Genomic DNA, 21,490 nt, shown 5'->3' with positions numbered 1-21,490 from the left:
GGAGAAAAAGATGTTACGATCTCAATTTGAAGAAGATTTAGAGAAATTGCACAACCAATTCTACGCTATGGGACAAGAAGTTCTTTCCCAAATCAATCGTACTGTACGAGCTTTTGTCACTCATGACCGTGACTTGGCTAAAGAAGTCATCGAGCAAGACGCAGAAGTTAATGAATACGAATTGAAACTTGAAAAGAAATCATTTGAAATTATTGCCCTTCAACAGCCGGTATCACAAGATTTACGTACAGTTCTAACAGTTCTAAAGGCTGTTTCAGACTTGGAACGTATGGGAGACCATGCTGTATCCATTGCTGAGGCAACCATTCGTATGAAGGGTGAACAACGCATCCCAGAAGTTGAAGAAGAAATCAAAAAGATGGGACGTGATGTTAAAGATTTCGTGGAAACAACCCTTGAACTTTACCTAAACGGATCAGTTGACAAGGCCTACGAAGTTGCAACCATGGATGAAAAAATTAACCATTACTTTGAAAATATTCGTGATTTGGCAACTGAAGAAATCAGAAAGAAACCAGATGCTATCGTCACAGGTCGCGATTACTTCCAAGTGATTTCATACTTGGAGCGCATCGGTGACTATGCAAAAAATATCTGTGAATGGGTTGTTTACTTTGAAACAGGTAAGATTGTCGAATTGTAAAATATTTAGAAGATAAAAATTATTGTGAAAGCTTACTTTTTAATATAGTAAGCTTTCATTGTATCGATAGTTTACTTTGTCAGAGGTGAATAATGAACTATATACAGAGTATAAGAAAAAAAGTTGGAAAAGATAAAATTATTTTAAATTTTACTTGTGGAATTTTAAGTCAATCAGGAAAAATATTATTACAAAAACGAGCAGACAAAGGAACTTGGGGTTTACCAGGTGGTGCTATTGAATTAGGTGAATCGGCTGTAGAAGCATTAGTGAGAGAGTTTTATGAAGAAACTGGAGTGAAAGTAACAGTGAAAAAACTCTTAAATGTTTATACAAAATATTCAGATAGTTATCCAAATGGTGATGAGGCACAAGTTATTACAATGTTGTATTTAGTTACATCTGAAACTTCGATCTCTACAAATGTTTTTACGAGTGACGAAACTTTAGAATTAGGGTTGTTTGATCACAGAGATATGCAAAATATCACAATTGTAAACCAGCAACATCAAGATATGATAAATGATTTTTTTGAAAATTGTTTCCCAATAGATAGATAAACCAATCATTGAATTTGTATTTTTTATAAATATATTTTATGTAAAATGCAAGAAAATGTTGACAATTATTTTCAATTAAGTTATAATTATACAAAATCGATAGAGAGGTTGTTTATTTATGAAATTAAAAAAATGGATATTTGTCTTATGTAGTTTTCTTGCAAGTTTCTTTTTAGTTGCTTGCCAATCATCTAGCTCAAGCTCACAGTCTGCAGTAGAGGCAATCAAACAAAAAGGTAAATTAGTTGTCGCAACTAGCCCAGACTATGTACCATTTGAATTTCAAGCACTTGTAGATGGTAAGAACCAAGTCGTAGGTGCTGATATTGATATGGCCCAAGCAATCGCTGATGAACTTGGAGTGAAATTGGAAGTTTCAAGCATGAGTTTTGATAACGTCTTGACCAGTCTTCAAACAGGAAAAGCAGACTTGGCTATTGCGGGAATCAGTGCAACTGAAGAAAGAAAAGAAGTCTTTGATTTCTCAATTCCTTACTATGAAAACAAGATTAGCTTCCTAATCAGAAAAACTGATCTTGAAAAATACAAAGATTTGGACTCTCTAGCAAGTGCAAATATTGCAGCTCAAAAAGGAACTGTCCCTGAATCTATGGTCAAAGAGCAACTTCCTAAAGCGCAGTTGACTTCATTGACAAATATGGGTGAAGCTGTTAATGAACTTCAATCAGGTAAGGTTGATGCTGTTCATATGGACGAGCCAGTAGCCCTCAGCTATGCAACAAAAAATGCTGACTTGGCTGTCGCAACAGTAAGCTTAACTATGAAAGAAGGCGAAGAAAATGCAGTTGCTATCAAGAAAGGCAACTCAGATTTGAAGGAAGTAGTTGATAAGGTTATTCAAAAACTGAAAGATGACGGTACTTATCAAACATATCTTGAAAAAGCTGCCAAGCTAACAGAAGTAGAGCAATAAAAAATAACAGAGGCTGGGACAAAAGTCCTAGCCTCTCAATTGTCATTGGATTATCAAGCAAGACGCAGTGGTTGAGTGGGCTCTACTACGCTGATTTCATCAGCTTTTACAGCCTTACTCAACTGTGCGGAGGTGGGACGATGAAATCGAATTCTAACGAATTACCGATTTCTGTCCCACTCTCTGTTTTTAAGTAATTTAATGTTGTTTCAAGACTTTCTAAAGGAACCTTAGCAAATTGATAGGGGCAAGTCTCAATGTAGGACGATTCGAAAAAGTCTAGATTTAAAGAGCTGTGTTTGAGGCTTGCAATCTTAGGATAGTTTCTGAGATCAAGCAAAAGTCCATCATGGAGAGGATAGTTTGGCAGGGAAAGGGGATAAGATTTTAATAGCTTATGAATGAAGCCTTGACTTTTCTCTTGCAGTGCCAATCTTGCTACTCTATTTTTTTCAAAGAGTTGACTATCAATGTAGAGTGATAAAGCCTTTTGCATAATAAGGTTGTTATCATAGTCCAGAATGTTTTTATAGGCCACAAAAGGACCTTTAATAGGATTTGGAAGTATGAGAGCAGTGATTCGAAGTGCAGGGAAAATACTTGTAGAAAAAGACTTGATGTAGATGACCAAATCATTTTGGTCCAAATAATGAAAGGTTTGTCCCATTTTAGGATCTAGATCTCCCAGATAATCATCTTCAACGATATAAATTTGATATTTGGCTGCTAAATCAAGGATAGCGCGTTTCTCCTCTTCAGAATATGAATGACCTAGCGGATAGTGGAATCGAGGAATGGTGTAGAAAAATTTAATGTTACCACTTTGAAAATGTTTCTCAAGTTCTTTCAGGTCAATGCCATCCACGCGACGTTCAATGGTTCGATAGGGGATATTTTGAGCCAGCAGAAGTTGGTTCATTCGGTGATAGGTTGGTTGTTCGACCAGTATTTCTTGGCCCTTACCTGGAAAGTCAATTTGAGAAAGAATAAACAGTGCTTGCTGGGTTCCAGTTGTCATGACTAATTGATCGGGTTTACTATAGATAGCTTGGTCAAACAGTAGTTTATGAACAGACTTTCGTAATTCTTCTAAACCCTCTTGGTGTTCATAGTAGTTGTAGAGATAATTTTCTCGACCGATCAAGCTTTCATTGACACAAAGACGAAAATCATCATAGGCAGCAGCATGTTCGTCATTGACCGAGATAACGAGGTCTTCGTGGCTAGCTTGTTGTTCTAAAACATAATAGCCACTTTGAGGTTTGGAGTAAATGTATTTCTCGTATCGGAGTTCCAAAAGTGCACGCTGCACAGTATCTTTACTGCAGTGGAAGTCTTGACTGAGTTTTCGGATAGAAGGTAGACGACTTCCTGTTTGAAGTTTTCCTGATTCAATCTCTTCTTTTAGATAGTGAACAACTTGTTCGTACTTACTTTCTTGCTTCATTCCAGACCTCTCTTGATTTTGTTACATTGTACCCTTTTTTTAGTTGTTTGGCAATGTTATACTCTTCGAAAATCTCTTCAAACCACGTCAACGTCGCCTTGCCGTATGTATGTATGTTACTGACTTCGTCAGTTCTATCCACAACCTCAAAGCAGTGCTTTGAGCTGACTACGTCAGTTCCATCTACAACCTCAAAACAGTGTTTTGAGCAACCTTCGGCTAGTTTCCTAGTTTGCTCTTTGATTTTCATTGAGTATTAAAAGGCAGTCTAGCATTCAATTCTAATCAGAATTGTGATATACTTAGTAAGTAAATTTTCAAAGAAGAGTGAGATGATAAAGGTGCAAGAACCAGTTAAATTATTCCAATATAATACTTTGGGAGCCTTGATGGCAGGACTTTACGGCGGGACCATGACAGTTGGTGAGTTACTTGAACATGGAGATTTAGGGCTAGGAACCTTGGACTCTATTGATGGGGAGTTAATTGTCTTAGATGGAAAGGCTTATCAAGCTAAGGGGTCAGGTGATAAACCTGAAATCGTGGAAGTTTCACCAGATGCACTGATTCCCTATGCAGCAGTTGTACCCCACCAGGCAGAAGTTATTTTCCGCCAGCGTTTTGAAATGACTGATAAGGAACTAGAAAAACGTATTGAGTCCTACTATGATGGAGAAAATCTTTTCCGTTCGATTAAGATTCATGGTGATTTTAAACACATGCATGTTCGCATGATTCCAAAATCGACAAGCGAAACAAAATTTGCTGAGGTTGCGACTCATCAGCCTGAATATAGTTGCGAAAATGTCTCTGGGACTATCGTTGGATTCTGGACACCTGAAATTTTCCATGGTGTCAGTGTCGCAGGCTATCATTTGCACTTTATTTCAGATGACCTAACCTTTGGTGGTCACGTCATGGACTTTGTCATCAAGGAAGGAATCGTAGAGGTTGGAGCAGTCGATCAGTTGGATCAACGTTTCCCTGTTCAGGATCGTCAGTACCTCTTTGCTAAGTTCAATGTTGATGAGATGAAAAAAGATATCGATCAGGCTGAATAAAAGGAGAAAAGTATGAAAAATCATGTAATAATTACTATGATAGCTTTAGTTGTATTTCTTATAGCAGCCATTTGGTATGCAAAAAAGAAATACAAGATTAACCTTTCGGTACTAGGTCTTGGGGCAGTGGCATTCTTTGTTTCTTCTCAAGTCTTGGAGAAAATCGTTCACCTTTTGGTGCTTCATCCACAAAAAGATGGAACCATTTCGCTCATGCAGGAGCATCCTTTTTTATATGTCCTTTATGGAATTGCTATGGCAGCTATCTTTGAAGAAACGGCTCGCCTTGTCTTCTTTAAATGGTTAGAGAAGAAGAGAAGCTTAGAAGATTCAGATGCCTTAGCTTATGGGTTGGGGCATGGAGGTTTGGAGTTGCTCTACCTCGGAATGGGAAGTTTGATTAGTCTTTTGATCCTCCTTTCATTATTAGAGTCTCCAAATCCCGATGTAGCAAATCTCCTTCCCAAAACTACACTTGAAGCAGTTCAGTCCCTATCTGTATGGCAAGTTTATTTACTAGGTGTTGAGCGTGTGCTTTCTCTGGTGATGCAAATCGGACTCTCTTTCTGGGTTTATCAAGCAGTCCGTCGAAAGAATTGGATTTACCTAGTAGCTGCTTATGGTTTGCACGCCTTATTCGATCTAGCTCCTAGTCTTTCACAGGTTGGTTGGATTTCAAATCCGCTTCTTGTTGAAGGATTGTTAGCAGTGGAAGTTGTTTTATTTGTATACTTTACAAAAACTATCTTGTATAAAAAACAATAAACTAAAAGAGGCCTAGCCTCTTTTTCATTTGTATCTATAAAAAAGCTTTTCAAATCGTCGAAAAAAATCGCTAAAAATGGTATAATGGAATGAATTTTATAAAAGGATAAGAAAGATGACTGTATTAGAAAAATTAAAAGAAACATTAGAAGGAATTGATATTCGATTCGATGAGCCATTGAAAACTTATACCTATACCAAAGTCGGAGGGAAGGCAGATTACTTAGCTTTTCCTCGTAATCATTATGAGATGGCCCGTGTGGTTAAGTTCGCTAATCAAGAAAATATCCCATGGATGGTTCTTGGAAATGCCAGTAATATTATCGTCCGTGAAGGTGGCGTTCGTGGTTTTGTCATCATGTGTGACAAATTGAATAATGTCACAGTTGATGGTTATACGATTGAGGCAGAAGCTGGAGCTAACTTGATTGAAACCACTCGTATAGCTCTGCGTCATAGTTTGACGGGTTTTGAGTTTGCTTGTGGAATTCCAGGAAGCGTCGGTGGTGCTGTCTTTATGAACGCTGGTGCCTATGGTGGTGAGATTGCTCATATCTTGCAATCGTGTCAGGTTTTAACAAAAGATGGTGAAATCGAGACTTTATCTGCCAAAGACTTAGCCTTTGGTTATCGTCATTCAGCCATTCAAGAATCTGGAGCAGTCGTCTTATCAGCTAAATTCGCACTATCTCCAGGAAATTATGAGACTATCAAACAAGAAATGGAACGCTTGACCCACCTTCGTGAACTCAAACAACCATTGGAATATCCTTCTTGTGGTTCTGTCTTTAAACGTCCGGTTGGGCATTTTGCAGGGCAATTGATTTCAGAAGCTGGTTTGAAGGGCTACCGTATCGGTGGTGTCGAAGTCTCAGAAAAGCATGCAGGCTTTATGATAAATGTAGCTGATGGAACTGCTAGAGATTATGAAGACTTAATTGAGTCTGTCATTGAAAAAGTTAAAGAACATTCAGGCGTTACCCTCGAGCGAGAAGTTCGTATCCTGGGAGAACACGAATAACATTATTTTTGCACATCATTCAAAGATTGGGATTTTATCGCTAGATGAGATTTAGGCCATTTCATGTCCTAAGCTTGTTTCTAGCATTTAAAAAGGTCCCAATCTGTTAATTTACGAAGAAAAAGGAATTTAGAGGAATTGAAAAAACCAATTATCGAATTCAGAAACGTTTCTAAAGTTTTTGAAGATAGCGACACCAAGGTTCTCAAGGATATTAACTTTGAGTTGGAAGAAGGAAAATTTTACACATTGCTAGGAGCGTCTGGTTCAGGGAAATCAACTATTCTTAATATCATCGCAGGTTTGCTGGATGCAACGACTGGTGATATTTTGTTGGATGGTGTGCGAATCAATGATATCCCGACCAATAAGCGTGATGTTCATACGGTCTTTCAGTCTTATGCCTTGTTCCCACATATGAATGTTTTTGAAAATGTTGCCTTTCCATTGCGTTTGCGTAAGGTCGATAAGAAAGAAATCGAACGACGTGTAGTAGAAGTACTTAAGATGGTACAGTTGGAAGGTTTTGAAAAACGTTCTATTCGTAAGCTTTCTGGAGGACAACGTCAGCGTGTAGCTATTGCTCGTGCGATTATCAACCAGCCACGTGTGGTACTCTTGGATGAGCCCTTGTCAGCCCTTGACTTGAAGTTGCGGACAGACATGCAGTACGAACTACGTGAACTGCAACAACGCTTGGGGATTACCTTTGTCTTTGTTACTCACGATCAGGAAGAAGCTCTGGCCATGAGTGACTGGATTTTTGTCATGAATGACGGTGAGATTGTTCAGTCTGGTACACCAGTTGATATCTATGATGAGCCCATTAACCACTTTGTTGCCACCTTTATCGGTGAATCAAATATCTTGCCAGGGACTATGATTGAGGACTACTTGGTCGAGTTCAATGGCAAACGATTTGAAGCGGTTGACGGTGGGATGAAGCCAAATGAACCAGTCGAAGTCGTCATTCGTCCAGAGGACTTGCGTATTACTCTGCCAGAAGAAGGAAAACTTCAAGTGAAGGTCGATACTCAGCTCTTCCGTGGAGTGCACTATGAGATTATCGCCTATGATGAACTTGGGAATGAATGGATGATTCACTCAACTCGTAAGGCCATCGTTGGTGAGGAAATTGGTCTGGACTTTGAACCAGAAGACATCCACATCATGCGTCTCAATGAAACAGAAGAAGAGTTCGATGCTCGTATCGAAGAATATGTAGAAATCGAAGAGCATGAAGCAGGTTTGATTAACGCTATTGAGGAGGAAAGAGATGAAGAAAACAACCTCTAAACTCTTTGTAGTGCCCTACATGCTTTGGATTGCACTCTTTGTATTGGCACCCTTGGTCTTGATTTTTGGACAATCATTTTTCAACATCGAAGGTCAGTTTAGTTTAGAAAACTATAAATCCTATTTTGCGTCGCAAAACTTAACCTATCTCAAAATGAGCTTCAATTCTGTTCTCTATGCAGGAATTGTAACTCTAGTGACGCTTCTTATCAGTTATCCAACAGCCCTCTTTTTGACTCGTCTCAAACACCGTCAACTCTGGCTCATGCTAATCATTTTACCAACCTGGATCAACCTTCTCCTTAAGGCTTATGCCTTTATCGGGATTTTTGGTCAAAATGGCTCTATTAACCAATTCCTAGAATTTATCGGAATTGGTTCTCAGCAGTTGCTATTTACAGATTTCTCATTTATCTTTGTAGCAAGCTACATCGAGCTTCCATTTATGATTTTGCCCATCTTCAATGTTTTGGATGATATGGATAACAATCTCATCAATGCCAGCTATGACCTTGGTGCAACCAAGTGGGAAACCTTCCGACATGTCATCTTCCCTCTGTCTATGAACGGGGTGCGAAGCGGAGTTCAATCTGTCTTTATCCCAAGTTTGAGTCTCTTCATGTTGACCCGTTTGATTGGGGGGAACCGAGTGATTACTTTGGGGACTGCCATCGAGCAGAACTTCTTGACCAACGACAACTACGGTATGGGTTCAACAATCGGTGTTGTTCTTATCCTGACTATGTTTATCACTATGTGGGTGACTAAGGAAAGGAGAGAACGATGAAAAAATTATCAAATCTTTACCTAGCCTTTGTCTTTATCGTCCTTTATTTGCCAATCTTTTATTTGATTGGATATGCCTTCAATGCCGGGGATGATATGAATAGCTTTACAGGCTTTAGTTTGTCTCACTTTGAAACCATGTTTGGTGATGGAAGGCTCATGCTTATCTTGGTTCAAACCTTTTTACTAGCTTTTCTATCAGCCTTGATTGCGACAGTGATTGGTACCTTTGGTGCTATCTACATCTATCAATCACGTAAAAAGTACCAAGAAGCCTTTCTATCTCTCAATAACATTTTGATGGTTGCGCCCGACGTTATGATTGGTGCCAGCTTCTTGATTCTCTTTACCCAACTCAAGTTTTCACTTGGTTTTCTGACAGTCTTGTCCAGTCATGTGGCCTTCTCGATTCCTATCGTAGTGCTCATGGTCTTGCCACGATTGAAAGAGATGAATGGAGATATGATTCATGCGGCTTATGACCTTGGTGCTAGTCAGTTCCAAATGTTCAAGGAAATCATGCTTCCTTACCTAACGCCGTCTATCATCGCAGGCTACTTTATGGCTTTCACTTATTCACTAGATGACTTTGCCGTGACCTTCTTTGTAACGGGGAATGGTTTTTCAACCCTCTCAGTCGAGATTTACTCTCGGGCTCGTAAGGGAATTTCGCTAGAAATCAATGCTCTTTCAGCCTTGGTCTTTCTCTTTAGTATTATCCTGGTTGTAGGGTATTACTTCATTTCACGCGAGAAGGAGGAGAAAGCATGAAACGACTCTATTCATTTTTAGCAGGAATTTTAGCCATTATCCTTGTCTTATGGGGAATTTCCTATCATCTTGATAGTAAAATCAATAGTCGAGATAGCCAAAAACTAGTTATCTACAACTGGGGAGATTATATCGATCCTGAACTTTTGGAGAAATTTACAGAAGAAACAGGAATCCAAGTCCAGTACGAAACCTTTGACTCTAACGAAGCCATGTACACGAAAATCAAGCAGGGTGGGACAACCTATGATATTGCTATCCCAAGTGAGTACATGATTAACAAAATGAAGGATGAAGACCTCTTAGTTCCACTGGATTATAGTAAAATTGAGGGAATTGAGAATATTGGTCCAGAATTTCTCAATCAGTCTTTTGATCCAAATAACCAGTACTCTATCCCATACTTCTGGGGAACTTTGGGAATTGTCTACAATGAAACCATGGTGGAAGAAGCGCCTGAACATTGGGACGACCTCTGGAAACCAGAATACAAGGATTCGATCATGCTCTTTGATGGGGCGCGTGAAGTGCTTGGTTTAGGTCTTAACTCACTAGGCTATAGCCTCAACTCAAAAGATCCTCAACAACTATCACAAACGGTTGATAAACTGTATGAGCTAACTCCTAATATTAAGGCAATTGTGGCGGATGAGATGAAGGGTTACATGATTCAGAACAATGCTGCTATCGGTGTGACCTTCTCAGGGGAAGCTAGCCAGATGTTGGAAAAGAATCCTAACCTCAAATATGTCGTGCCGACAGAAGCAAGTAACCTCTGGTTTGATAACATGGTTATTCCTAAAACTGTCAAGAACCAAGATGCAGCTTATGCCTTTATCAACTTCATGTTGAAGCCTGAAAATGCTCTTAAGAATGCAGAGTATGTGGGCTATTCAACACCAAACAATGCTGCTAAGGAAATGCTCCCTGAAGAGACAAAAGAGGACAAGTCCTTCTATCCAGATGCAGATACAATGAAACACCTAGAAGTTTATGAAAAATTTGACCATAAATGGACAGGAATCTATAGCGACCTCTTCCTACAATTTAAGATGTATAGGAAGTAGGAGATTATCTGCTATCGGAAATAATTTCAATTAAATTAGAATAAAACCTGGCTATTAGTAACTAGTAAAGTTTCTATAGCTAGGTTTTATTATTGTTCCAAGTGCTAAGTAGTAATAATTTGTGAATCGTGTTATAATTTTTCTAATCATAAGGAATTTATCTTTTCATAAAAAAGTGATTTGGAAAGTATTTGTAGGAGTATTATGTCTATTTCGTTTACTTATTGTGGAGTTGCATGTGGAGTCATTTCCGTAGATGACAAATTTTATATCGGAATCGATCCAGATTTATCGCCAAAAGGTACTTTGGTCCAGTTCAAAGGTTTTCTATCTGAGAAAAAGACCGATGTTTATCATGATATGACTCTTTTTAACAAAGTTGATTTATGGTTAATAACTCATGGTCATAAAGATCATTTAGATGATGTAGGAAAGGGATACCTAAGGGATAAAACTGTAATTACTCCTAACAGAAAAATCACAGAAGGATTATCATGCTTAAATAATATAGTTTTAAATTGGGGAGAAGAGCAGTTGTTTTCAGTTGATGAATATCAAATTGCTATAAAAGCTGTACCAGCTTATCATGCGAGTAATTATATAATGCAAAAAATAGTTGGTAAGGTTAATGGATATCAAATAACAATCACAGCTCCTTTGCAAACTAAAATAATCTACTTTACAGGTGACACGATTTTATATCCAAGGGTAACAGATTTTGTTTCCCGAAAAATTGATGCTATTTTTGCAAACCTTGGAGCTGTTAAATCAGATTCATTTGGTGGTCCATTCACAATGAATTTAAAGATGTTACAGCAATTAGAATCTACACTTCAACCAAAAAATATTTATCCAATTCATATTGAGGATTATAGTCATTACCAGACGACAAAAAAAGAAGTAATAGATGCTAATTATAAAACTCTTTCTGTAGGAGAGACGATTAGTATCTAAGTTTCAGAATTTATTATTTGATGCAGTATCTTTAAGAGGATAAACCTTGACGAACTTCTCTAAAAACGATATAATACTAGAGTTGAGAATTGATTTTCTCTCCATCTTAGTTCAGAGAATTGGCGGTGCTGCGAGCCATCTAAGATAGAAAATCATGCTACTCAATCACACAATTGCATAAGAATAAGAGAATGACAAGTTCATTGAATGAAGGTGGTACCGCGGTTTTTCGCCCTTCGTGATATGGATTTGTCTTTTATTTTTGGAGGTGTTTATGAGAACATTTCATGTCAAACAAAAATTCCGCATAGGTGGTGAACGTTTTGATATCAAGGATGATAGGGGAGAAATCGCCTATCAGGTAGAAGGTTCTTTTTTTAATATTCCCAAAACATTTACTATCTATGATGCAGATAACCAAAAGGTCAGTGAGATTCGAAAAGAAGTCATGACCTTCTTGCCCCGTTTTGAAATTCAACTGAGTAACGGAGATAGCTTTTACATCCGCAAGTAATTTACTTTCTTTAGAGATAAGTATGAATTTGACAACCTGGGTCTTCGCATTGAAGGAGATATTTGGGATTGGGATTTCAAACTTTTGGATGACCGAGATCAAGTGATTGCAGAAATCTCGAAAGAATTCATTCGTCTGACCTCTACATACAATCTTACCGTTTATGAAGATTCTTATGCTGATCTAGTTGTTTCTCTCTGTGTCACTATCGACTACGTAGAGATGCTAGAAAGTCAATCAAACAATGATACAATAAGGAGATATCTATGAAACAATTATCTAGTGCACAAGTCCGCCAAATGTGGCTTGATTTCTGGGCTACAAAAGGCCACTCAGTAGAACCATCCGTTAGCTTGGTTCCAGTAAACGACCCAACCCTTTTGTGGATCAACTCAGGGGTTGCCACTCTTAAAAAATACTTCGATGGAACTATCAAACCTGAAAATCCACGTATTACCAATGCTCAAAAAGCCATCCGTACCAACGATATCGAAAACGTAGGGAAGACTGCCCGTCACCATACCATGTTTGAAATGTTGGGAAACTTCTCCATCGGGGATTACTTCCGTGACGAAGCAATTACATGGGCATATGAGCTTTTGACAAGTCCTGAGTGGTTTGACTTCCCTAAAGACAAACTCTACATGACTTACTATCCAGATGATAAAGATTCATACAATCGCTGGATCGAAGTGGGCGTGGATCCAAGTCACTTGATCCCAATCGAAGACAACTTCTGGGAAATCGGTGCTGGACCTTCTGGACCTGATACAGAAATTTTCTTTGACCGTGGGGAAGCCTTTGACCCAGAAAATATTGGTATTCGTCTTCTTGCAGAAGATATCGAAAACGATCGTTATATCGAAATCTGGAATATTGTCTTGTCACAATTTAACGCTGACCCAGCTGTCCCTCGTAGCGAGTACAAGGAATTGCCACACAAAAACATTGATACGGGCGCCGGTTTGGAACGTTTGGTAGCGGTGATTCAAGGGGCTAAGACTAACTTTGAAACAGATCTCTTCATGCCAATTATCCGTGAAGTTGAGAAATTGTCTGGTAAAGTTTACGACCAAGATGGAGACAACATGAGCTTCAAGGTTATTGCCGACCATATCCGTTCTCTTTCATTCGCTATCGGTGATGGTGCCCTTCCAGGAAATGAAGGTCGTGGTTATGTCCTTCGTCGTCTCCTCCGTCGTGCTTCAATGCACGGTCAAAAATTGGGTATCAACGAGCCTTTCCTTTTCAAACTGGTTCCAACTGTTGGAAAAATCATGGAAAGCTACTACCCAGAAGTTCTTGAAAAACGTGACTTTATTGAAAAGATCGTTAAGAGCGAGGAAGAGTCATTTGCCCGTACTCTTCACTCAGGTCAGCACTTTGCCCAGGGTATCGTAGCAGACTTGAAAGAAAAAGGCCAAACGGTTATCGCTGGACAAGATGTCTTCAAACTCTACGATACTTATGGATTCCCAGTAGAGTTGACAGAAGAAATCGCTGAAGAAGCAGGAATGACTGTAGACCGTGAAGGCTTTGAAGCAGCCATGAAAGAGCAGCAAGAACGTGCGCGTGCCTCTGCTGTCAAAGGCGGATCTATGGGGATGCAAAATGAAACCCTTCAAAACATTACTGTAGAAAGTGTCTTCAACTACAATGCTAGCCAATTGCCTTCTAAGTTGGTGGCTATCGTTGCTGATAATGCAGAAGTAGAAGCTGTATCTGAAGGAACTGTATCTCTTATCTTTGCAGAAACACCTTTCTACGCTGAAATGGGTGGACAGGTTGCGGACCATGGTCAAATCTTGGATGCTGCAGGTAACGTCGTAGCTACAGTGACAGACGTTCAAAAAGCACCGAATGGACAAGCTCTTCATACTGTTGAAGTTCTTGCACCGCTTGCTTTGAACCAAGAATACACGTTGGCCATCGATAGCAATCGTCGTCACCGTGTCATGAAGAACCACACATCGACTCACTTGCTCCATGCGGCCCTTCACAATATCCTTGGCCACCATGCAACTCAAGCAGGTTCACTTAATGAAGTAGAATTCCTTCGCTTTGACTTCACCCATTTCCAAGCCGTAACTCCTGAAGAATTACGCGCTATTGAGCAACAAGTCAATGAGAAGATCTGGGAAGCCATTGCAGTCAAGACTGTTGAGACTGATATTGATACAGCCAAAGAAATGGGAGCTATGGCCCTCTTTGGTGAGAAATACGGTAAGGAAGTCCGTGTTGTAACGATTGGTGACTACTCAGTTGAACTTTGTGGTGGTACTCACGTTGGTAACACTTCTGAAATCGGTCTCTTCAAGATTGTCAAAGAAGAAGGGATCGGATCAGGAACTCGTCGTATCTTGGCAGTGACTGGTAAGGAAGCCTTTGAAGTTTATCGTGATCAAGAAGATGCACTGAAAGCCGTCGCAACAACCTTGAAAGCTCCTCAACTCAAAGAAGTACCTCACAAGGTTGAAGGACTTCAAGAACAACTTCGTCAATTACAAAAAGAAAATGCAGAATTGAAGGAAAAAGCTGCAGCAGCAGCGGCAGGTGATGTCTTCAAGAATGTTCAAGAAGCAAACGGCCACCGTTACATTGCTAGTCAAGTTTCTGTATCAGATGCAGGTGCCCTTCGTACCTTTGCGGATAACTGGAAACAAAAAGACTATTCGGATGTGCTTGTTCTTGTCGCAGCCATCGGTGACAAGGTCAACCTTCTTGTAGCCAGCAAGACAAAAGATGTGCACGCAGGTAATGTCATCAAAGAATTGGCTCCAATCGTCTATGGACGTGGTGGTGGTAAACCAGACATGGCCATGGCAGGAGGAAGCAACCAAGCGAAAATCCAAGAATTATTGGATGCAGTAGCAGGTAAATTGTAATCAAGCAAATACCTATCCATTTGGATAGGTATTTTTTGCATCAGAAAAACTCCCCACGAATAGTGAGGAGCGCATTTTTAGAATTAAACAATACCTTGGGCAATCATAGCGTTTGCTACATTTTCAAAGGCTGCAATATTTGCACCTGCAAGGTAGTCAGTACCAAGACCGTATGTTTCTGCAGTTGTTTTAGCTGTGTTGAAGATGTTAGTCATGATGTCTTTGAGACGTCCGTCAACTTCTTCACGTGTCCATGAAAGGCGAAGGCTGTTTTGGCTCATTTCAAGAGCAGATACAGCTACCCCACCAGCATTGGCAGCTTTGGCAGGTCCATAAAGGATTCCGTTTTCCTTGTAGACTTTGATAGCTTCAAGGTCGCTAGGCATGTTAGCTCCTTCAGAGACACAGATAACGCCTTGAGCAACCAAGCGTTTCGCAGCTTCCCCGTTGATCTCGTTTTGAGTCGCACATGGAAGAGCGATATCGTAGTTACCAGTGTAAGTCCATACAGAACCTTCATAGTAAGTAGCAGTAGGTTTTTCTGCAGCGTACTCAGTTAAACGAGCACGACGTTTGTTTTTCACATCTGTAAGAAGGTCGAAGTCGATACCATTTTCATCAATGACATAACCATTTGAGTCAGATACAGAAATAACTGTAGCACCAAGTTCAGTTGCTTTTTGAAGGGCAAACTGAGCAACGTTACCAGAACCAGAAATAACCACTTTCTTACCTGCAAAACTGTTTCCATTAGCTTTGAGCATTTCTTCAGTGTAGTAAACCAAACCGTAACCAGTCGCTTCTGGACGAATCAGGCTACCACCAAATCCAAGAGGTTTACCAGTCAAGACACCAGCATCAAATTGGTTGAGGCGTTTGTATTGTCCGTAAAGGTAACCAATTTCACGTCCACCGACACCGATATCACCAGCGGGTACGTCAAGAGAAGGTCCGATGTATTTTTGCAATTCAGTCATGAAGCTTTGGCAGAAGCGCATCACTTCAGCATCAGTTTTGCCTTTAGGATCGAAGTCTGATCCACCTTTACCTCCACCGATTGGAAGCCCAGTCAAAACGTTTTTAAAGATTTGTTCGAAGCCGAGGAATTTCAAGATCCCTTGGTTTACAGTTGGGTGGAAACGAAGTCCGCCTTTATATGGTCCAACAGCAGAGTTAAATTGAACACGGTAACCACGGTTAACTTGAACTTTTCCATCACGGTCAACCCAAGGAACACGGAAAGAAATTACGCGCTCAGGTTCAGTGATACGTGCCAAGATATTTTCTTCAATATACTCAGGGTGTTTTTCAAAGACAGGTTCCAAAGTACTGAAGAATTCTTCGACCGCCTGGAGAAATTCAGCCTCATGCCCGTTACGAGCTTTTACAGTTTCAAACACGCTTTGGATATATTCTTTAGCAGATGTCATATCGTTCTCCTTTTTTTGTTGTCATATTTTATTACATGAGACATTATAGCAGAAAAAATTTTCAGTGTAAAGAAAAAGACATAAATTTTCTAAAAATTCTTTCAATTTGAATAAGCTAGTTTTATTAGTTGAATTAGAAAGCTTTTTATAGGGTTAGTTTTATTAAAAGGCTCCTGCCAAAGTATGGTATAATAGTAAAGAAATAATGGTTTTTGGAGGAATAGAATCATGGTATCAACGAAAACACAGATTGCTGGTTTTGAGTTCGATAATTGCTTGATGAATGCAGCAGGTGTTGCTTGTATGACAATTGAGGAATTGGAAGGTGTCAAAAATTCAGCAGCAGGAACCTTTGTCACTAAGACTGCAACCTTGGAATTTCGTCAGGGAAATCCTGAACCACGCTATCAAGATGTTCCACTTGGTTCTATTAACTCTATGGGACTCCCAAATAATGGTTTAGACTATTACTTGAACTACCTTTTGGAATTGCAAGAAAAGGAACCAAATCGTACCTTCTTTCTATCTTTAGTTGGAATGTCTCCAGAGGAGACTCATACCATCTTAAAAAAGGTGCAAGAAAGTGATTTCCGTGGTTTAACTGAACTCAATCTCTCATGCCCAAATGTTCCAGGTAAGCCTCAGATTGCCTATGATTTTGAAACAACAGATCGTATCTTGTCAGAAGTTTTTGATTATTTTACAAAACCTCTTGGAATTAAGCTTCCACCTTATTTTGATATTGTTCACTTTGACCAAGCAGCAGATATTTTTAACAAGTATCCACTCAAATTCGTCAACTGTGTCAACTCTATTGGAAATGGTCTTTATATTGAGGATGAAACAGTGGTTATTCGCCCTAAGAATGGCTTTGGTGGAATTGGTGGAGAATACATTAAACCAACTGCTCTTGCCAACGTCCATGCTTTTTATCAACGCTTAAATCCTCAAATTCAAATCATCGGAACTGGTGGAGTATTAACGGGGCGTGATGCCTTTGAACATATCCTATGTGGTGCCAGCATGGTACAAGTAGGAACTACTCTTCATAAAGAAGGTGTAGGTGCTTTTGAGCGAATCACAAAGGAACTCAAAGAGATTATGACGGAAAAAGGATACCAAAGCCTAGAGGATTTCCGTGGAAAATTGAATTATATGGATTAAACAGAAGCTAAATTAAAAAGAAAGGAGAATAAATGCTAGCCATAGAAGAAAGTCGAAAGCTATCCTTAGCGAACCTTCCTAGTTTGACCCTATTTACAGGGGCTGATCAAGGACAGTATGACGTCATGAAAGCACAAGTTCTAAAGCAAATCGGATATGATCCTGCAGATTTGAATTTTGCTTATTTTGACATGAAAGAAGTAGACTATAAAAGCTTGGAGCTAGAGTTGGTCAGTCTTCCTTTCTTTGCGGATGAAAAAATTGTGATTCTAGATCACTTTTTGGATATTACAACTGCTAAAAAACGCTATCTAACTGATGATGAGCTAAAGGCCTTTGAAGACTATCTGGAAAATCCTGTACCCTCAAGTAAATTAGTAATCTTTGCTGAAGGCAAGTTAGATAGCAAGAGACGTATGGTCAAATTACTTAAGCGTGATGCGACAGTATTTGAGGCTCTTGAACCTAAAGAGCAAGAGTTGCGAGCCTATTTTCAAAAGTGGACTCAGGAACAAGGACTTACTTTTGATGGAAATTCCTTTGAACAGTTGCTTATCAAATCTAGTTTTCAATTCAGTGAAATTCAGAAAAACCTGCTCTTCTTACTGTCTTATAAGGATAGTGGTCTGATAACAGAAGAAGATATTGTTGAAGCAATTCCAAAGACTTTGCAGGATAATATTTTTGATTTGACCCAATTAATATTAACTAAGAAAATTGATCAAGCACGAGATTTAGTTAAAGATTTGACCCTACAGGGTGAAGATGAGATTAAACTGATTGCCATTATGCTGGGGCAGTTTAGACTCTATACCCAGGTAAAAATATTGCAAGAGTCTGGTCAGACAGAATCTCAGATGGTCAGCAGTTTAGGTCACTATCTTGGTCGCAATCCGAACCCCTATCAAATCAAATTTGCCCTTCGTGACACGCGAGGATTGTCCCTGAATTTCCTACAAGATTCTATTCGTTATCTTATTCAGGCAGATTATCAAATTAAGACTGGTGTTTACGAAAAAGGGTACTTGTTTGAGAAGGCTTTATTGCAGATTGCGAGCCAGTCAAATTGAGCAAATAACTTGAAAAAAAAGGTTGTTTGCGTTATCATTTTTATATAGAAAGAAAAAGAGGTATTACAGATGGCTATTATCTTACCAGATCTTCCATACGCTTACGACGCCTTGGAACCATATATTGATGCTGAAACAATGCATTTACACCATGACAAACATCACCAAGCATATGTAAATAACGCAAATGCAGCTCTTGAAAAACACCCTGAAATCGGTGAAGATCTTGAAGCTTTGCTTGCAGATGTTGAATCTATCCCTGCAGATATTCGTCAAGCTCTTATCAATAATGGTGGTGGCCACTTGAACCATGCTCTTTTCTGGGAATTGATGACTCCTGAAAAGACAGCTCCTTCAGCAGAACTTGCAGCAGCAATTGATGCAACATTTGGTTCATTCGAAGAATTCCAAGCAGCATTTACTGTAGCAGCAACTACTCGTTTCGGTTCTGGATGGGCATGGTTGGTTGTTAACAAAGAAGGTAAACTTGAAGTGACTTCAACAGCAAACCAAGATACACCAATCTCAGAAGGTAAAAAACCAATCTTGGGCTTGGACGTTTGGGAACATGCCTACTACGTGAAATACCGCAACGTTCGTCCTGACTACATCAAAGCTTTCTTCTCAGTGATCAACTGGAACAAAGTAGACGAGCTTTACGCAGCAGCTAAATAATCGCATTTGATAACACCCCTTTTTAGTTGGATTTTGGGTCTAGCTTTAAAGGTGTTTTTTTGTTTCCTTTTTTAGAAGTAACTGTCTCATGATTTTCCTTTGTTGGATTGGCTTTATTTATGGTATAATGATAAGATAGAAAACGAAGGAGAAATCATGAATATTCAACAATTACGCTACGTTGTTGCTATTGCAAATAGTGGTACTTTTCGTGAAGCGGCTGAGAAAATGTACGTTAGCCAACCCAGTCTATCTATTTCTGTAAGAGATCTGGAGAAAGAGCTAGGATTCAAGATTTTCCGCAGAACTAGTTCGGGTACCTTTCTTACTCGTCGTGGAATGGAATTTTATGAAAAAGCCCAAGAGTTGGTTAAAGGATTTGATATTTTCCAGAACCAGTATGCCAATCCTGAAGAGGAAAAGGATGAGTTTTCAATAGCCAGCCAGCACTATGATTTCTTGCCACCAACTATCACAACTTTTTCTCAAAGGTATCCAGACTATAAAAATTTCCGTATTTTTGAATCTACAACTGTTCAGATTTTGGATGAAGTAGCCCAAGGTCATAGTGAGATTGGGATTATTTACCTCAACAATCAAAACCAAAAGGGTATCATGCAACGGGTTGAAAAGTTAGGGCTTGAAGTAATTGAGTTGATATCTTTCCAAACGCATATCTATCTGCGTGAAGGACATCCTTTAGCCAAGAAAAAAGAGTTGGTTATGGAGGATTTGGCAGATTTGCCAACAGTTCGTTTCACACAAGAAAAGGATGAATATCTCTATTACTCAGAAAACTTTGTGGATACAAGTGCCAGCTCTCAAATGTTTAACGTAACAGACCGCGCTACTTTAAATGGAATTCTTGAAAGAACAAATGCTTATGCGACTGGTTCTGGATTCTTAGATAGCGATAGTGTGAACGGAATTACCGTTATTCCATTAAATGATAATCTCAATAATCGTATGGTTTATGTCAAACGTGAAGAAGTAGAATTGAGCCAAGCAGGAACTTTATTTGTAGATGTCATGCAAGAGTATTTTGATCAGAAGAGGAAGGCATGAAAAAAAGAGGAATAGTAGCAGGAATCATAGCAGCCTTAATCGTGTTAGATCAATTGGTAAAAGCTTATGTCGTTCAGAATATTGCTCTAGGTGAAGTTAAATCATGGATCCCAAATCTAGTTAGTTTAACCTATCTGCAAAATAGAGGGGCTGCCTTTTCCATGCTTCAAGATCAACAGTGGTTTTTTGCAGTGATTACTCTAGTAGTTATGGCAGGGGCTATCTGGTATTTGCACAAGCATATAGAGGATTCCATCTGGACAGTCTTTGGATTGGTTCTGATTATTGCAGGTGGTCTGGGAAACTTCATTGATCGCGTTAGTCAAGGATTTGTCGTGGATATGTTCCACTTGGACTTTGTCAATTTTGCTATTTTCAACGTAGCCGATAGTTATCTGACAGTCGGTGTTATCGTACTGATGATTGCAATGCTAAAAGAGGAAATGAATGGAAATTAGAATTGAAACAGGTGGACTACGTTTAGATAAGGCTTTGTCAGATTTGACAGAATTGTCTCGTAGTCTTGCCAACGAACAAATCAAGTCAGGTCAAGTCTTGGTCAACGGCCAGGTCAAGAAAGCCAAGTATACTGTCCAAGAAGGAGATATGATCACTTATCAAGTTCCCGAACCAGAGGTTTTGGAGTATGTAGCTGAAGACATTCCTTTAGAAATTATTTATCAAGATGAGGATGTAGCAGTAGTCAATAAACCTCAAGGGATGGTCGTTCATCCAAGTGCTGGTCATACCAGTGGTACCTTGGTGAATGCCCTTATGTATCATATTAAGGACTTATCAGGAATTAATGGTGTGCTGCGCCCAGGGATTGTCCATCGTATCGATAAGGACACATCTGGGCTTCTCATGGTTGCTAAAAATGATGAAGCGCATTTAGCACTTGCTCAAGAATTGAAAGACAAGAAATCTCTTCGAAAATATTGGGCTATTGTTCATGGTAATCTTCCAAATGACCGAGGCGTTATTGAGGCACCGATTGGTCGAAGTGAAAAAGACCGTAAGAAACAAGCTGTCACTGCTAAAGGAAAACCAGCAGTGACACGTTTCCAAGTCTTAGAACGCTTTGGTGACTATTCTTTATTAGAGTTGCAACTGGAAACAGGACGGACCCATCAAATCCGTGTACACATGGCTTATATCGGTCATCCTGTAGCTGGTGATGAGGTTTATGGACCTCGTAAAACCCTAAAGGGACATGGACAATTTCTCCATGCCAAGACTCTTGGATTTACCCATCCAAGAACGGGTGAAACGCTGGAATTTACTGCTGATATTCCAGAAATATTCAAGCAAACCTTGGAGAAACTAAGAAATGAACAATAAAAAAGGACACAATTGAGTCC

The 21,490-nt window shown here is 39.4% G+C and carries 20 protein-coding genes and 1 pseudogene; 19 read left to right on the top strand and 2 right to left on the bottom strand.

What is annotated here, in order from left to right:
• Window positions 1-10: 10 nt before the first annotated feature.
• The 3 genes from phoU (at window position 11) to K1I61_RS03295 (ending at window position 2,158) form a co-directional block, all read left to right on the top strand.
• Window positions 11-664 carry a phosphate signaling complex protein PhoU gene (phoU, locus tag K1I61_RS03305; protein ID WP_223334190.1) on the top strand — a complete coding sequence of 218 codons (654 nt, stop codon included), beginning with the start codon at window positions 11-13 and terminating at the stop codon, window positions 662-664.
• A 92-nt stretch (window positions 665-756) separates the two neighbouring features.
• Window positions 757-1,224 (top strand): NUDIX hydrolase, encoded by a 468-nt coding sequence (locus K1I61_RS03300; RefSeq protein ID WP_223334192.1) that lies wholly within the window; start codon window positions 757-759, stop codon window positions 1,222-1,224.
• 118 nt (window positions 1,225-1,342) lie between these two features.
• Complete coding sequence (locus K1I61_RS03295; protein ID WP_223334194.1) at window positions 1,343-2,158, top strand: ABC transporter substrate-binding protein; 816 nt, start codon at window positions 1,343-1,345, stop codon at window positions 2,156-2,158.
• Window positions 2,159-2,276: 118 nt separating this feature from the next.
• Here K1I61_RS03295 and K1I61_RS03290 read toward each other — a convergent pair whose 3' ends face one another.
• The gene (locus K1I61_RS03290; protein ID WP_223334197.1) at window positions 2,277-3,605 is read right to left on the bottom strand and encodes an aminotransferase-like domain-containing protein; all 1,329 of its coding nucleotides are present in this window, start codon (window positions 3,603-3,605) and stop codon (window positions 2,277-2,279) included.
• Between the two features lie 332 nt (window positions 3,606-3,937).
• On the opposite strand from K1I61_RS03290, the gene budA reads away from it, so the two are divergent.
• The 10 genes and pseudogenes from budA (at window position 3,938) to alaS (ending at window position 14,725) form a co-directional block, all read left to right on the top strand.
• Entirely contained in the window at window positions 3,938-4,666 is a 729-nt protein-coding gene (gene budA / locus K1I61_RS03285; protein WP_214262084.1) for an acetolactate decarboxylase, read from the top strand.
• Window positions 4,667-4,678: 12 nt separating this feature from the next.
• The gene (locus tag K1I61_RS03280; RefSeq protein WP_223334201.1) at window positions 4,679-5,431 is read left to right on the top strand and encodes a YhfC family intramembrane metalloprotease; all 753 of its coding nucleotides are present in this window, start codon (window positions 4,679-4,681) and stop codon (window positions 5,429-5,431) included.
• Between the two features lie 115 nt (window positions 5,432-5,546).
• Window positions 5,547-6,452 (top strand): UDP-N-acetylmuramate dehydrogenase, encoded by a 906-nt coding sequence (murB, locus tag K1I61_RS03275; RefSeq protein ID WP_223334204.1) that lies wholly within the window; start codon window positions 5,547-5,549, stop codon window positions 6,450-6,452.
• Window positions 6,453-6,590: 138 nt separating this feature from the next.
• Window positions 6,591-7,748 (top strand): ABC transporter ATP-binding protein, encoded by a 1,158-nt coding sequence (locus K1I61_RS03270; protein WP_223334206.1) that lies wholly within the window; start codon window positions 6,591-6,593, stop codon window positions 7,746-7,748.
• The gene (locus tag K1I61_RS03265; RefSeq protein WP_000754116.1) at window positions 7,729-8,535 is read left to right on the top strand and encodes an ABC transporter permease; all 807 of its coding nucleotides are present in this window, start codon (window positions 7,729-7,731) and stop codon (window positions 8,533-8,535) included. Before K1I61_RS03270 ends, K1I61_RS03265 begins: the two co-directional genes overlap by 20 nt.
• A complete protein-coding gene (locus K1I61_RS03260; protein ID WP_006150756.1) occupies window positions 8,532-9,305 on the top strand; it encodes an ABC transporter permease in 774 nt (257 codons plus the stop codon). The genes K1I61_RS03265 and K1I61_RS03260 overlap by 4 nt, the downstream gene beginning before the upstream one ends.
• Window positions 9,302-10,372, top strand: a complete 1,071-nt coding sequence (locus K1I61_RS03255; protein ID WP_006153433.1) for an ABC transporter substrate-binding protein — start codon at window positions 9,302-9,304, stop codon at window positions 10,370-10,372. The genes K1I61_RS03260 and K1I61_RS03255 overlap by 4 nt, the downstream gene beginning before the upstream one ends.
• 204 nt (window positions 10,373-10,576) lie before the next feature.
• Window positions 10,577-11,326, top strand: a complete 750-nt coding sequence (locus tag K1I61_RS03250) for an MBL fold metallo-hydrolase (protein WP_223334208.1) — start codon at window positions 10,577-10,579, stop codon at window positions 11,324-11,326.
• 274 nt (window positions 11,327-11,600) lie between these two features.
• A pseudogene (locus K1I61_RS03245) lies at window positions 11,601-12,110 on the top strand (LURP-one-related/scramblase family protein).
• A complete protein-coding gene (gene alaS, locus K1I61_RS03240) occupies window positions 12,107-14,725 on the top strand; it encodes an alanine--tRNA ligase (RefSeq protein WP_223334210.1) in 2,619 nt (872 codons plus the stop codon). Before K1I61_RS03245 ends, alaS begins: the two are co-directional and overlap by 4 nt.
• Before the next feature lie 83 nt (window positions 14,726-14,808).
• Here alaS and gdhA read toward each other — a convergent pair whose 3' ends face one another.
• Window positions 14,809-16,155, bottom strand: a complete 1,347-nt coding sequence (gene gdhA / locus K1I61_RS03235; RefSeq protein WP_223334213.1) for an NADP-specific glutamate dehydrogenase — start codon at window positions 16,153-16,155, stop codon at window positions 14,809-14,811.
• A 228-nt stretch (window positions 16,156-16,383) separates the two neighbouring features.
• On the opposite strand from gdhA, the gene K1I61_RS03230 reads away from it, so the two are divergent.
• The 6 genes from K1I61_RS03230 to K1I61_RS03205 all read left to right on the top strand — a co-directional run bounded on the left by K1I61_RS03230 (window position 16,384) and on the right by K1I61_RS03205 (window position 21,470).
• Window positions 16,384-17,319, top strand: a complete 936-nt coding sequence (locus K1I61_RS03230; protein ID WP_223334215.1) for a dihydroorotate oxidase — start codon at window positions 16,384-16,386, stop codon at window positions 17,317-17,319.
• 32 nt (window positions 17,320-17,351) lie between these two features.
• Complete coding sequence (gene holA / locus K1I61_RS03225; RefSeq protein ID WP_223334218.1) at window positions 17,352-18,389, top strand: DNA polymerase III subunit delta; 1,038 nt, start codon at window positions 17,352-17,354, stop codon at window positions 18,387-18,389.
• 69 nt (window positions 18,390-18,458) lie between these two features.
• On the top strand, window positions 18,459-19,064 hold the full coding sequence (gene sodA / locus K1I61_RS03220) for a superoxide dismutase SodA (protein WP_075230693.1): 606 nt from the start codon (window positions 18,459-18,461) through the stop codon (window positions 19,062-19,064).
• 156 nt (window positions 19,065-19,220) lie between these two features.
• Window positions 19,221-20,129 (top strand): LysR family transcriptional regulator, encoded by a 909-nt coding sequence (locus K1I61_RS03215; RefSeq protein ID WP_223334220.1) that lies wholly within the window; start codon window positions 19,221-19,223, stop codon window positions 20,127-20,129.
• Window positions 20,126-20,587: a signal peptidase II gene (lspA, locus tag K1I61_RS03210; protein ID WP_006151927.1), complete on the top strand. Its 462-nt coding sequence runs from the start codon at window positions 20,126-20,128 to the stop codon at window positions 20,585-20,587. Before K1I61_RS03215 ends, lspA begins: the two co-directional genes overlap by 4 nt.
• Entirely contained in the window at window positions 20,577-21,470 is an 894-nt protein-coding gene (locus K1I61_RS03205) for an RluA family pseudouridine synthase (RefSeq protein WP_223334222.1), read from the top strand. The genes lspA and K1I61_RS03205 overlap by 11 nt, the downstream gene beginning before the upstream one ends.
• Window positions 21,471-21,490: the final 20 nt, after the last annotated feature.

This window comes from Streptococcus infantis, from assembly GCF_019929665.1.
In the GTDB taxonomy this organism is placed as follows: domain Bacteria; phylum Bacillota; class Bacilli; order Lactobacillales; family Streptococcaceae; genus Streptococcus; species Streptococcus infantis_H.
This window is presented reverse-complemented; position numbering and strand designations above follow the sequence as displayed.

Excerpts from the sequence above, each read along its gene's own strand:
- phoU (WP_223334190.1), top strand. The coding sequence starts at position 11 with ATGTTACGATCTCAATTTGAAGAAGATTTAGAGAAATTGCACAACCAA.
- K1I61_RS03300 (WP_223334192.1), top strand. The coding sequence starts at position 757 with ATGAACTATATACAGAGTATAAGAAAAAAAGTTGGAAAAGATAAAATT.
- K1I61_RS03295 (WP_223334194.1), top strand. The coding sequence starts at position 1,343 with ATGAAATTAAAAAAATGGATATTTGTCTTATGTAGTTTTCTTGCAAGT.
- K1I61_RS03290 (WP_223334197.1), bottom strand. The coding sequence starts at position 3,605 with ATGAAGCAAGAAAGTAAGTACGAACAAGTTGTTCACTATCTAAAAGAA.
- budA (WP_214262084.1), top strand. The coding sequence starts at position 3,938 with ATGATAAAGGTGCAAGAACCAGTTAAATTATTCCAATATAATACTTTG.
- K1I61_RS03280 (WP_223334201.1), top strand. The coding sequence starts at position 4,679 with ATGAAAAATCATGTAATAATTACTATGATAGCTTTAGTTGTATTTCTT.
- murB (WP_223334204.1), top strand. The coding sequence starts at position 5,547 with ATGACTGTATTAGAAAAATTAAAAGAAACATTAGAAGGAATTGATATT.
- K1I61_RS03265 (WP_000754116.1), top strand. The coding sequence starts at position 7,729 with ATGAAGAAAACAACCTCTAAACTCTTTGTAGTGCCCTACATGCTTTGG.
- K1I61_RS03260 (WP_006150756.1), top strand. The coding sequence starts at position 8,532 with ATGAAAAAATTATCAAATCTTTACCTAGCCTTTGTCTTTATCGTCCTT.
- K1I61_RS03255 (WP_006153433.1), top strand. The coding sequence starts at position 9,302 with ATGAAACGACTCTATTCATTTTTAGCAGGAATTTTAGCCATTATCCTT.
- K1I61_RS03250 (WP_223334208.1), top strand. The coding sequence starts at position 10,577 with ATGTCTATTTCGTTTACTTATTGTGGAGTTGCATGTGGAGTCATTTCC.
- alaS (WP_223334210.1), top strand. The coding sequence starts at position 12,107 with ATGAAACAATTATCTAGTGCACAAGTCCGCCAAATGTGGCTTGATTTC.
- gdhA (WP_223334213.1), bottom strand. The coding sequence starts at position 16,155 with ATGACATCTGCTAAAGAATATATCCAAAGCGTGTTTGAAACTGTAAAA.
- K1I61_RS03230 (WP_223334215.1), top strand. The coding sequence starts at position 16,384 with ATGGTATCAACGAAAACACAGATTGCTGGTTTTGAGTTCGATAATTGC.
- holA (WP_223334218.1), top strand. The coding sequence starts at position 17,352 with ATGCTAGCCATAGAAGAAAGTCGAAAGCTATCCTTAGCGAACCTTCCT.
- sodA (WP_075230693.1), top strand. The coding sequence starts at position 18,459 with ATGGCTATTATCTTACCAGATCTTCCATACGCTTACGACGCCTTGGAA.
- K1I61_RS03215 (WP_223334220.1), top strand. The coding sequence starts at position 19,221 with ATGAATATTCAACAATTACGCTACGTTGTTGCTATTGCAAATAGTGGT.
- lspA (WP_006151927.1), top strand. The coding sequence starts at position 20,126 with ATGAAAAAAAGAGGAATAGTAGCAGGAATCATAGCAGCCTTAATCGTG.
- K1I61_RS03205 (WP_223334222.1), top strand. The coding sequence starts at position 20,577 with ATGGAAATTAGAATTGAAACAGGTGGACTACGTTTAGATAAGGCTTTG.